We start from the raw sequence: 12,475 nt of genomic DNA, 5'->3' as shown, positions 1-12,475 counted from the left end.
CACTAATAAAAATAGTATGTTAGTTATATATAATAAATCTCTGAATTTCGTGAGCTAGATTAGATATCCATAAACTAGGGGTCGCGACCCTCTTGCTTCTATGTTAAATATCCACACCCAGTGCCCGGTCTTTTTCCACTTTCAACACATCAAGGTTATGCCTTGATTTTTTATGTCTCCAACCGGGCAAAAGTAGGAGTAAGTTTACATGCCATCCACGCTACAGCATCTCAGCCTGAAGCAGAAGTTGATTCTGTTTTCACTGCTACCTTTGCTGATGATGAGTATTTTTGTGTTGTCGCGGATGTATGTGCTGGTGAAGGAATATCGCTCCGCCAATCAGAACCATCTGGCAATCCAAGCGACCGCCCAAACCACCGAACTACTCTACCAACTGCATAACGAATATGGCCTCAGTGTCCAGCTTTCTGCCCCCGGTTCCCCCCAAGAAGAAACACGCCTGCTACAGCAACAACAGATAACCTCAGACGCCTTAGATACCCTGCTCAATGGCTCAGCCTTAAGCGCTTTAATGTCTGCCTTGGGTCGCAATCAACTCGCCGCCGCACAGTTGCAGGAGCAGCTCAATACCCTAACCCTGTTAAGTCATAGGCTAGCATCCGGTCGCCAAGAGGCGCTCGACCAACATCCTAAGGCCTTTATCGATTTGTATAACCAGTTCAACACGGAATTGGTCAAACTTATCCAGCAATTACAGTTACAAACCAACGATATTGCGCAATCTCGCGCCTACACGGATTTGCTTAACTTATTGATGGTGCAACAACTGGCGGTAAAAGAGCGTAGTGCGATTAATCGAATGCTGCTGTCGCAAACGCTGAACATTAACGACTACCGCGCGATCAGCACTATCATGTATGAATATGGTCAAGCCATAGAACATGCCAGCAACGCCTCGATTTCTGACCGTCAGTCCTTAATCCGCAAGGTGCAAACCTCTCCCGAGAATCTGCGTATCCTCAAGATTAGCCAACAAATAGAGCAACAAATCCGCGTCAGTACCTTAGTGCAAAATATTAATGCTCATTTAGGCTACGGTGGCTTGATTGACAGTTTTCAGGATTACCTCATCAAGGGCGATGCTGCCTCGCTAGAGAAATTTACTAAGGCACAGGCAATTATCCAGCTGAATCTCGATGAACTAAATCATGAAATCCGCAATATTCCCGAGCTTAAAGCGGCGGTCAGGACGATTGAAGACAGTGTCGATCAATATCAATTCTGCATGTCTAAACTGCAACAGTTGAAGCAACAGCAACTGTCACTCGAAGAAATCACCGCACTCGCCCAAGTCAATGATAGCGGCCTGAGCGAGGCCATAGACAAGCTGTTAATGCCACCGCATCCGGTCAGCAGTAAGCACTGGTGGTCGCTCACCAGCGATAGGATCAATAAGCTGCACGCCATCAGCGATGAAATCACCGAAAACATGGCGCACCAGAGTGAGGTTGAGCAAACTAAGTCACTCAGTTTGCTCGGGTTATATTTATTCTCCGCATTTTTTACCGCGGCGATTACCCTCTGGCTGGGGCGTAAAATTATTCGCAGCTTTATGGTGAAAATCACTAAGATTGCCAATGATATGCAGCGAATGGCCGCCGATCCGCAGCTTAATATCAATATCGATGCTTCCGGCTCCGACGAGTTGGCCCGCATGGCACAGGCGATGAATCGGATGATTAGCGAACGCCAAAAGGCCAACCACGCCCTAAGCCGCGCCGCCGCTGTGTTTAACTATTCCGCCGAAGGCATTATGGTCACGGATGCCGATAACCATATCGAGCTGATTAACCCCGCCTTTAGCCAGATCACCGGCTATAGCCTCGAAGAAGTAAAGGGCCGCAGCCCCTCGATTTTAAGCTCGAATCGCCACCCGCATCATTACTACACCGCCATGTGGGAAGCGCTGCATAAAGAAGGCAAATGGGAAGGCGAAATCTGGAATAAACGCAAAGATGGCCAAGTGTATCCCGAGTACCTCGCAATTACTGTGGTGCGCAATGAGCAGGGCGAAATAATCCAACATATTGGTTTATTTATGGATATCAGTAAGCGCAAGCAATACGAACAAGACCTCTGGTATCAAGCCAACTTCGACACGCTAACCGGACTGCCCAACCGCAAGCTGTTTAACGAGCGGCTACAGCATGAAATCCAACTCGCCCAACACGACTCCCGCAAACTGGCGATTCTGCTGATCGACTTAGACCAATTCAAATACATCAATGATGTGCAAGGCCATGCGACGGGTGACCTCTTGCTGCAGGATGTGGCCAAACGGTTAGAAAATATTATGGGTAAAAACGATTTTATCGCCCGTATCGGCGGTGATGAGTTTGTGCTTATTTTACCAAGATTAACCAATGAGTTAGCCATCGAGCATATGGCGAGCCGAATCATCGAAACCCTAGCGACTCCCTTTAATTTAAATGAACGGGAAATCCAGATTTCCGCCAGCTTCGGCATTGGCGTCTACCCAGAAGACGGGCTCGATGTCAGTTCGCTGACCCGCAATACCGAAATGGCCATGTATCAAGCCAAGGATGCTGGTCGCAACAACTTTAAATACTTTACCTCCGGCATGAACCAGGCCATGTTTGCCCGTATGGAGCTTGAACAGCGCCTGCGCCGCGCCGTGGCTCAGGATGAATTTACTCTTCATTATCAGCCGATTGTGGATATGAAAACGGGTAAAGTGTGCAGCCTTGAAGCACTGATCCGCTGGCAAGACCCAGACTTAGGCCTGATCCCTCCGGATCACTTTATTCGTATCGCCGAAGAGACTGGCCTTATCGAACCTATGGGCGAATGGGTACTCAACCAAGCCATGCACGACCTGAGGCAATGGCAACATATGGGGTTCAAACTCAATATCGCGATCAATGTCTCGAGCCGCCAATGCATCAATACCCGCGGCATAGGTTTCGACCAAGTGCTGCAGGAGTGTTTTAATCGTCACCATATCAACCCGAGAAACGTGCATATCGAGATCACCGAGAGCATGCTGATGGGCGATGCCAGCCACTGTCTAAGCACCCTCGAATCGATTCGCCACTTAGGCTCGCAGATTTATATCGATGATTTTGGCACAGGCTATTCCTCCTTGAGTTATCTGAAGAAATTCCCGATTTCCGTTATCAAGATTGACCGCAGTTTTGTCGAAAACGCCCTCGATAACAGCTCGAACGCCAATCTGGTCAAGGCCATTGTGATGATGGGGCAAAGCCTTGAAATGGAATTGGTGGCCGAAGGAATCGAAACCGAGGCACAGTGGAAGTTTCTGCGCGACCTAGGCTGCCACTATGCCCAAGGCTATTTACTCTCTAAACCACTACCATTCGATGAGATTACGCCATTACTCGGCCAGACCTTGCCGAAAATGTTGCACTTAGAGCAACGTGAGAAGTGCGTAAACAGTTGATAGATTTACCCGGTAGCCACGAATCATAGAGATTAAAAAAGCAGCCTAGGCTGCTTTTTTATTATCGCGTTGAATATCGCAATGGCGCTTAAGCCTGTGGTTGGCTTTGGGGATTCATAATGCTCTCACCGCCCTTTGATGCCAACTTAGCTAAATCTTTATCGATAAAGAACAGTGCTTTACCATCTTCGCCCACTAAACGGATCTTATCGACAATCGACTTAAACAGCTTTTCTTCTTCGTGCTGCTCGGCCACATACCATTGCAGGAAGTTGAAGGTCGAATAATCTTGGTTTGAAAAGGCTGCATGGGCCAAGGCATTGATCTTACTGGTGATCAACTGCTCATGCTCATAGGTCAGCTCGAATAACGCCAGCAGAGAGTCAAACTGTGACTGCGGCGCTTCAATGGCACCCAATAGAGGTAAGCCGCCGGTTTCGCTCACATAGGTGAACAAACGACGCATATGGCCCATTTCTTCGTCCGCATGTTCGCGCATAAATTTTGCTGCGCCTTCAAAGCCTTGATCTTCACACCATGCGCTCATTTGCAGGTATAAATTAGAGGAGAAGAACTCCATATTAATTTGTTCATTCAACTTTTCGATCATGGTTGCAGACAGCATAGTTAATCCTCTTGGGCATTCGAACTGAAATCTTGGCACACATTGTCATGAAGGGCGTCGCCAAAAGCAACAAAATTTACCTTTGTTTATAGAGCTAAGCTAATGATTCATTGATAAAAATGATTTTCATTTGTTCATAGACTCGTATTTAGCAGCATATCCAAGTCGTCGCAAAATGACGTCTTGCTAGCGTTTTCTTTAGGCAAGACTTAAGCAAAACTGTCTGACAAATCACATAAACCCCTATGCAGATCATAGCCAAGCAAGCACAGCGTGGCATAATAGCCAGCATATTTGCCCAATCTTTTGCCCATAAGGAAGACCCGATGTCCGTGAAAGCCGATCCTTGTTCGCAACCTAGCTTAATGCATCCAGATCAAGCCATTCCCCTTCTGCTTGAGCAGGTTAGCCCAGTGTCAGACACAGAAGTCGTTACCCTTCCCCATGCGCTTGGCCGCGTATTGGCCGAAGATTTGGCCTCTTGCATTGATTTGCCGCCCTTCGATAACTCCTCGATGGACGGCTACGCCTTTCGCTTCGCCGACTTAAACAGCCAGACCAATCAAACCACATTAACCCTGATTGGTAGCTCCTTTGCAGGCCATGGTTTTGAAGGTGAAATAACCCCTCACTCCTGCGTGCGCATTATGACGGGCGCACCAGTGCCAGCGGGTTATGACACAGTGCAAATGCAGGAAGAAACCCAAGCGCAGGGCAATCAAATCCAAATCAATCACCCTAAGGCTAAGGGCGCCAATGTGCGTTGCCGCGGTGAAGAGCTGCTACAAGGCACTAAAGTGCTAAAGGCGGGCATCGAAATTAAAGCCGCAGAACTGGGCGTATTAGCCACCATTGGCGTGAGTCAGGTGCGGGTTTACCGCCAACTCAAAGTCGCGTTTTTCTCCACTGGTGATGAACTGCGCCCCGTGGGCAGCGACTTAGCACCGGGACAAATTTACGATTCAAATCGTTATTCCATCCAAGGCTTACTCAGCCGCGCCAATGTGGAATGGTTGGATTTAGGCGTGATAGCCGACGACCCAGAGGCCATTCGCCACGCATTTCGCCATGCCGCAAGCCAAGCGGATATGGTGTTAACCTCGGGCGGTGTATCGGTCGGTGAAGCAGATTTCACTAAGCAAATTCTTGATGAAGAAGGCAAAATCACCTTCTGGAAACTCGCCATTAAACCGGGCAAACCCTTTGCCATGGGACGCATAGGCAAGGCGGTATTCTGCGGCTTACCGGGCAATCCTGTGTCTTCCATGGTGACCTTCTACAAGTTAGTGTGGCCAATACTGAATAAGATGCAGGGCTTAACCCCGAAGGCGCCACTGATGCTGTCAGCCACTCTGACAACTCCCGTGCGTAAACAGCCCGGCCGTGTCGAGTATCAGCGCGGCATTTTATCCCGCAATGCACAGGGCGAATTGGAAGTGGCCATCACGGGCAGCCAAGGTTCGGGCATGTTGACCTCTATGAGTCTGGCGAATTGTTTTGTGCTGTTGGAGCAATTCCAAGGTGATACCCCTGTGGGCACGCAAGTGACGGTTGAACCTTTTAATTCAGTGCTCTGCTAAGGTACGCCTCGATGAATGAACAACTAGAGATCCTCAGCGACGGCGAACTCACCCGCTACAGTCGCCAAATCTCCATCAAGGCGATGGATATCGACGGCCAAGAGCGCTTAAAACTCGCCAGAGTCTTGATGATTGGCGCCGGCGGTTTAGGCTGCGCGGCGGGGCAGTATCTCACCGTTGCGGGCATTGGCGAGCTGACTCTAGTGGATTTCGATACGGTCGAACTCTCTAATTTGCAGCGCCAAGTGCTGCATCAGGATGCGACTATCGGCCAACCTAAGGTCGAGTCGGCCAAGCAGAGCCTTAACCGACTCAATCCTCACGTTAAAATCAATGCCATCAATGCGGTATTAGATGACCATGAGATCGACGCCTTAGTCGCCAGCCACAGTATCGTGGTCGATTGCACCGATAATGTCAGTGTGCGTGAGCAGTTAAATCAAAGCTGTTTTAAGCACAAGATCCCGCTGGTCTCGGCCGCCGCGATTCGTATGGAAGGCATGGTTACTGTCTTCGACTATCAAGGGCAAACGCCTTGTTATCATTGCTTTAGTTCACTCTTTGGCGAGCAACAACTCAGCTGTGTGGAGTCCGGTATTCTCGCCCCCGTGGTCGGCATGGTCGGCTGCTTACAGGCGGTTGAAGCCATTAAAGTGATTGCAGGGATGGGCAAGACACTTGCAGGACGAATATTGATGATCGATGCCATGACCATGGAATTTCGCGAAATGAAACTCCCTAAACAACCCCACTGCAAGATTTGTGGTGAGTGACAGATTAACCTTTACCACTTAGCACGCTTTTTACAATTAAGGATATAAAAATCAATGGATTCTGAAAACAGCGTATTCGACCGCCGCACTACCGATGACACTCTCATAGGCGCGGGTCTTTATAATTTAGTGATTGGCTTAACCCTACTCTGGGGTTTTGCCATGAACTATATAATGGTCAGCCATATCGACCCCGAAGCGATTGCCAGCGTTAACCCTTGGGTTTTCTTTATCGGTTACTTCGCTTCGTGTTTCTTTGGGATTTACTTATTTCAAACGTCGAGTAACCCCCTCGTCAGTTTTATCGGCTACAACTTTGTGGTCGTGCCCTTTGGCTTGATCATTAATATGGTCGTCAGCCAGTACGACCCTGAGCTGGTGACCGAGGCGATTCGAATCACGGGCTTAGTCACTATCGCCATGATGTGTTTAGGAACTATGTTTCCGGCCTTCTTCCAGAAAATCGCTGGGGTGCTGACTATCGCATTGTTATTAGTGATAGTCGTTGAACTGATTGAAATATTTATCTTTAAAACCCACCACGGCATTTTGGATTGGATAGTTGTGCTCATTTTCTGCGGCTATATTGGCTACGATTGGGGCCGCGCGAATCAAATCCCGAAAACCGTCGATAATGCCGTCGACAGTGCCGCCGCTTTGTATATGGATATCATCAACCTATTTCTGCGTATTTTGCGGATTTTAGGACGTAAATAAGTCACTCAACGACAAGGAAATCAGCATGAAGTTAACATCACCACTGTTAATCGGCCTGATCATGTGCGGCAGCTTAGCTGGCTGCGGCGAGAAGACTGAACCTGCAACCCAGGCGCCTGCCGAAGTAAAAACCGAAGCCAAAACTGGCGCTAAGGTGCAAATCGCCAACCCAGCCGCCGAATACTGCGTCTCACTAGGTGGCACCTCAGAAATCCAAAAGACTGCTGAAGGTGAACATGGCATTTGTATTTTGCCAAGCGGTGAAAAAATTGATGAATGGGCGCTATTTCGCCGCGACCATCCACAGGAAAACGCCCAGTAATTGAGGCTAATAAAAAAACAGGCGCACTCGGCGCCTGTTTTTTTATGTCCCACTGATGACCTGATTACACCACTGCAAACGTTTAGCCTGCGAATGGAAACTCCATGCGAGTACCCGAGTGACTTTATTGCCCTGCTGCATCTCAATGGTTTTTACTGTATCGACACTCAACTTTTCCAAAGCCTGATAACAGGGCTTTAGATTCTCCTGCTTCGACACTAAGCTGGTAAACCACAAACACTGCTCGGCAAACGCTTGGCTCTCGCGGATCATAGTGGCTAAAAATTGCTTTTCTCCCCCTTGGCACCATAACTCCGCCGCCTGACCACCAAAGTTTAAGGTCGCGCTGGTCGCTTTAGGCTGCTCGCCACGATTAAGTTGCAGATTACGCACCTTGCGCAGCGAGCCTTCACTCGCTTCTTTTAACGAGCCATGAAAGGGAGGATTGCACAGGGTTAGCTCGAAGCGATCAGAAGCTTGAATGATCCCCTTAAAGACCGCCTTGTCATCCTGCTGCCGCCTTAAGGATAAGTGCCCCTGCAAACTCGGGTTATTGTCGATAATCCGCTGCACATTGGCGAGCGACTCGGGATTAATATCCGAGGCGACAAACTGCCAGTCATACACTTGATGCCCTAAGATGGCATAAACGCCATTCGCCCCAGTGCCTATATCTAAGGCACGGATCGCCGCAGCGCGCTTAACTTTGCCGCCCTCAAATAACAGATCGGCCAAGTAATGCAGATAGTCGACCCGCCCAGGGATTGGCGGGCACAGCGCGCCCTTGGGGATATCCCAAAACGCCAGCCCATAATGATGGTTCAAGAGCGCCGCATTGAGGGTTTTTACCGCTAAGGGATCGGCAAAATCGATAGATAAGGCGCCGTAGGGCGTGGGCCGGACAAAGGCTTTTAGCTTAGGAAAACTCGCCATCAAGGCCGGGAAGTCATAACCATTAAGGTGCAAGTTACGCGGATGTAAGCGCTTCTGCTCGCCGTGCTTCGCCTTGAGCTTACTCGCCATTTTCGGCTTGGCGGCTTGGGAGTTAGCTAGCGATTTTGGCGTGCTTGGCTTGCCCCGTTTACCTGCGGATGACATCGCGAGTTTGGCGGCAGTTTTAATGGCGGGTTTAGGCATAATGACTTATCAACAAGGGCAGGCCAATCCAAGGATCAGCCCTCAAACATATTGGCGGAATTAATCGTAAAGATAGGAGGTAAACAGTAGGTTGACCACTAAGGGCTTACCCGCTTCTTTGGTCAGCAGATTATTCACAGTATCGAAGCACTCACGGCGGATTTCTTCACGGCCAGTGAGGGACTTAATCTTTTCTTCGGCCTGATTACCAAGCACTTCGATAATCGCGGCGCGCAGCAGCGGATCGTGGCGCTCGACAATGACGAGATCATCGGGATTTTTGACCATCAGCTCGACACTGATCTTCACAAACCCCAGTTTTTTGCGGTTTGAAATATAGTTAGTCACGATTTCGGGTTCGAAACCGTAGTAAGCATAATCCCCAGCGGGAGTCGCTTCTTTCTCGTCGGCCGCATATGCACTGAATACAACACTGAATAAGATCAGGCAGGCTGATAATAATTTTTTCATCGCGGTTTACAGCTCCCTAAAAACAATAATGGTCAATGGAAGAAACTTCCCAATCTATCTGGTAGACTGCCGACGTTTGCTTATATTGTAACGAGTATTTAATGAATGTGACCAGCTTAAGCTTCCCCTATGGCGAATCTATTCAATGGTTTTGTGCCGATAATGCCAAAAATCTTCCCTCTTCTCCCCTTAAAGAATGGTTGCTAGCACCGGGAAGCCTGACACAAAAGCTCAAGGGCTGTTGCGATAAGTTCGAAGTCAAAATCCTCGGTGAAGGCCAATGTGCCCCGCTCGAAGGGGAATATCCCAAGCAAAATGCCGTTTGGGTGCGAGAAGTGTTACTCTGCCTCGATTCTGTGCCTTGGGTATTTGCTAGAACCTTGATCCCGCAATCTTTATTATCGACCCGCCAAGCCGATTTTTTAGGCCTAGGTACACGTCCACTGGGCGAATTATTGTTTAGCCAAGACAGTTTTGTGCCAGGTCGCATCGAAATAGCCCGCTTTACCACCGATAGTCGCCTCGCCCAGCTCGCTCAGAGTTTAGCGCAAAACGTCGAACACGAGCTCTGGGGCCGACGCCGATATTTCCACCATGACGAGGAGGAAATGTTTGTCAGCGAAATGTTCCTCCCAGCTGCAGTGCAAGCGATGGCTAGGCTATAGTCCTAACCTCTACGCTAAAACAAAAATGCCTCTATATCAGAGGCATTTTTCGGTAACACATCCGCTTATTGACGCTGGCGACGCCACGCAAAACCACCGAGCAACATCAGGCTCAGCCAGCCTAGACTGCCACCACCGCCGCCACTCGATGTTTCAGCAGGCGTCGTTGGTGCTGTCACGGTAACGCTTGAACTGCTGCTTGCAGTAGCGTTTTGAGTATCTTTCACCGTCAGCGTGACAGTGTAAATGCCCGCGCGAGTGTAAGTGTGGGTTGGCGATGCCGAAGTGCTTGAGGTGCCATCGCCAAAGTTCCATGTATAACTTAGGCTACCAACGCCACCTGCCGAGGTGTTGCTAAAGTTCACCGTGAGCTGGTTGGCACTGACACTAAAACCAGCGGTTAAGGGAGTTAACGCTGGATCAGCATTCGCATTAGCTAAACGGATCACCGCTGTGCTGTTATCGCTGGCTTGAGAGACCACTTGCATCGTCAAGCCCAGTTTTTGCAACACCATACCCGATTGAGGTTGTAGCGGTGCACTGTAATCGAAACTATCGTCAAACAGGCTCACAGGCTCGAGGTTATTATCGCCGCTGTAAGCCGTTTGTCTTACCGTACTAAAGGCTGCATCACGGATTTGCACATCGGTCGAGTTGTTGCCAATCATGTTCTGATCCGCATCTATCACCCCAATCAAACCGTGGCCAGGATGATCAGACACATTGTTATCGTAGTAACTAAAATCCTCTAACCACAGGAGTACTCCGGGATCAAAACCTTTACTCTTTAATCCAGCATCGACACCATTATGACTGCGTAACTGGATAAGATAACGGGATGCAGGGCCTGGGCGAGTGTCGGTAATACGATTGTAACCTGCCAGAGTGGCTTTACCCGCAACCTCGGCATTATCGGCATACAACTCAGTTGCACCTTGCTTGATGCTGATATTGTCGATAGTGATACCCGACTCGGTTGTCGCCTCATCGGTCACATAGGAAAATTCAATCGTCACAGCTTTGCCAGCGTAGGCTGATAAATCATATTCCAATCCTACCCAAGCATCACTGCCTACTGCGGTCGAAATACTCGATGATTTACCCGTAATAATATGTCGAGCACTGTTAATCGCATTGACGGACTTAGTGTAATTGCCCGCCATCGCCACGCCGTTCACTTTGACCTGCATATAGTCGTAGTCGGCTTCAATTTCCCAACTCGCCTGCATCGCAAGCGTGAGTTTTTCACTCGTCGCCGGTAAATTCGCCGTAAAGCTCATGCTATTGCTCAGCATATCGCCTTGGCCAGAGTAATACTGATAACTCCCTTGATAGGGTGCTTTAAAGGCAATCGGAGCTGCGGGGAGAGGAATCGACACCTGATTCACTAGGTCTTGATTTGACGCCTGGTTCAGTGTCACTTCCATGCCAGATTTTGGAATGCTGTCTAAGCTGATTTCACGCTCATTCAGCCATTTACCTTTATATTTTGTCTGCAAATAGGAGCGTGCATAGGGGCTAAAACCGCTAGGCTTAGTTCCCGCAAGAGCGCCTGTCCAGCTACCCGAAGACATTAAAGACCAATAACCCACTGGTGAGCCGTCTTGGTTATCGTTTTCTGTAGTGTCATACTCATCGGGCAAACCCAGATCATGGCCAAACTCATGAGTACATACCCCGGTTGCCGCATCGATTGGTTGTATGGTGTAACCAAAGAGTTTTTTGGACGACCCAGGTAGGCTATAACCTTGCGTGCTTTGGTCAACATAATAGCGATGCGACCAAATCGCGTTATCCCCTAATTTGCCGCCCCCAGTCTCTTCCCCAATACTCGAGTGGAAAATCATCACATGGTCAATTATGCCATCGGGCTCATTTAGATTGCCGTTATCATTAAAATCGTATGGGTCTTCAACATCATAGGTGGCGAGTTCCGCCTCCGATATATTAGCAACCGCTTGGCTGACCGCCTCTTTAACCAGCTCAGTCACATTTGCATCGCTTCCCCTGCCAGCATTATTCGCGCCATAGTAATCGGCATTTTGGCTCGCGGTGTACCAACCTTTCACATCGCCCGTGAAGAAGAAAGTCTTGCCCGAAACAGCTTGGTAATATTGATAGGCCGAATCTAAGGTCTGCCCTTGAGGACCATTAAAACCTGTGGTGGAGAAGAGTAAATTTTTATAGTGAGAAGCGGGGTAACTGGAGTAATACATGTCGGTATCACTCGCCGTTAAACCATTGTTGTTATACTTTAAATCAGGAAAATCAATTAGAACGGTTAATACCTTTACCGTTTTGGTCACGTCGGCATCCGCTAACACCCGCTGTGCAGGGGCGCGCATCATCGCCGTCGACTTGGCTTTTTGCAGCCTATCCTGCTCGGCCTCAATCACCATTCTAGGCTCTTTGGGCTGGGCTAGGTTGGCACGGGCAATATAGGCTTCAACGGCCGCTTGCTTAACGCTGTCGCTGGCATCTGCGGAGACTTCTCCCCGCTTGATCAACCAATAGAGGATCCTTTCTTTATTGATGACCCCTGCATCCGCTGGCGTATGATTTGGCGCCGCAATACTTGCGCCACTCAGCAAGGCCAACATCAATCCTAACGCTGTGATACTTCTTGAACTTCGCATTACTCTTCCTTCCGTCACAATGTGCGCTGTAGCTAAGCTATTTTCTAAGGCTAGTGCCTATTTGCTCTATGGCAAGTTTGTTTTTGGCGGCTCGCGATCTTGAATAC

10 protein-coding genes are annotated in these 12,475 nt (G+C 49.0%); 6 read left to right on the top strand and 4 right to left on the bottom strand.

Features of this window, described 5'->3' with window-relative positions; genetic code table 11:
* The first annotated feature begins 208 nt into the window (after window positions 1–208).
* On the top strand, window positions 209–3,442 hold the full coding sequence (locus K0H59_RS00630) for an EAL domain-containing protein (RefSeq protein WP_220054367.1): 3,234 nt from the start codon (window positions 209–211) through the stop codon (window positions 3,440–3,442).
* An 88-nt stretch (window positions 3,443–3,530) separates the two neighbouring features.
* On the opposite strand, the gene ftnA is transcribed toward K0H59_RS00630, so the two are convergent.
* Entirely contained in the window at window positions 3,531–4,067 is a 537-nt protein-coding gene (ftnA, locus tag K0H59_RS00625) for a non-heme ferritin (protein ID WP_011620966.1), read from the bottom strand.
* Between the two features lie 326 nt (window positions 4,068–4,393).
* Here ftnA and moeA point away from each other — a divergent pair, with 326 nt between their 5' ends.
* Genes moeA through K0H59_RS00605 form a run of 4 tightly spaced genes read left to right on the top strand, consistent with a single transcriptional unit; the run spans window position 4,394 to window position 7,459 of the window.
* Entirely contained in the window at window positions 4,394–5,647 is a 1,254-nt protein-coding gene (moeA, locus tag K0H59_RS00620) for a molybdopterin molybdotransferase MoeA (RefSeq protein ID WP_220054366.1), read from the top strand.
* 11 nt (window positions 5,648–5,658) lie between these two features.
* Complete coding sequence (moeB, locus tag K0H59_RS00615) at window positions 5,659–6,420, top strand: molybdopterin-synthase adenylyltransferase MoeB (RefSeq protein ID WP_220054365.1); 762 nt, start codon at window positions 5,659–5,661, stop codon at window positions 6,418–6,420.
* Between the two features lie 54 nt (window positions 6,421–6,474).
* Window positions 6,475–7,137, top strand: coding sequence for a Bax inhibitor-1 family protein (locus K0H59_RS00610; protein WP_220054364.1), 663 nt, complete (start codon window positions 6,475–6,477; stop codon window positions 7,135–7,137).
* 25 nt (window positions 7,138–7,162) lie between these two features.
* Entirely contained in the window at window positions 7,163–7,459 is a 297-nt protein-coding gene (locus K0H59_RS00605; RefSeq protein ID WP_220054363.1) for a DUF333 domain-containing protein, read from the top strand.
* A gap of 42 nt (window positions 7,460–7,501) precedes the next feature.
* On the opposite strand, the gene rlmF is transcribed toward K0H59_RS00605, so the two are convergent.
* Both rlmF and K0H59_RS00595 read right to left on the bottom strand, forming a co-directional pair.
* Window positions 7,502–8,596, bottom strand: coding sequence for a 23S rRNA (adenine(1618)-N(6))-methyltransferase RlmF (rlmF, locus tag K0H59_RS00600; RefSeq protein WP_220054362.1), 1,095 nt, complete (start codon window positions 8,594–8,596; stop codon window positions 7,502–7,504).
* Window positions 8,597–8,656: 60 nt separating this feature from the next.
* Window positions 8,657–9,067 carry a flagellar basal body-associated protein FliL gene (locus K0H59_RS00595; protein ID WP_220054361.1) on the bottom strand — a complete coding sequence of 137 codons (411 nt, stop codon included), beginning with the start codon at window positions 9,065–9,067 and terminating at the stop codon, window positions 8,657–8,659.
* A 101-nt stretch (window positions 9,068–9,168) separates the two neighbouring features.
* On the opposite strand from K0H59_RS00595, the gene K0H59_RS00590 reads away from it, so the two are divergent.
* Window positions 9,169–9,732, top strand: a complete 564-nt coding sequence (locus K0H59_RS00590; protein ID WP_011715398.1) for a chorismate lyase — start codon at window positions 9,169–9,171, stop codon at window positions 9,730–9,732.
* Between the two features lie 65 nt (window positions 9,733–9,797).
* Here K0H59_RS00590 and K0H59_RS00585 read toward each other — a convergent pair whose 3' ends face one another.
* Window positions 9,798–12,368 (bottom strand): immune inhibitor A domain-containing protein, encoded by a 2,571-nt coding sequence (locus K0H59_RS00585; protein WP_220054360.1) that lies wholly within the window; start codon window positions 12,366–12,368, stop codon window positions 9,798–9,800.
* Between the last annotated feature and the right edge of the window lie 107 nt (window positions 12,369–12,475).

The organism is Shewanella sp. FJAT-51649 (genome assembly GCF_019457435.1).
Classification (GTDB): Bacteria; Pseudomonadota; Gammaproteobacteria; order Enterobacterales; family Shewanellaceae; genus Shewanella; species Shewanella mangrovisoli.
This window is presented reverse-complemented; position numbering and strand designations above follow the sequence as displayed.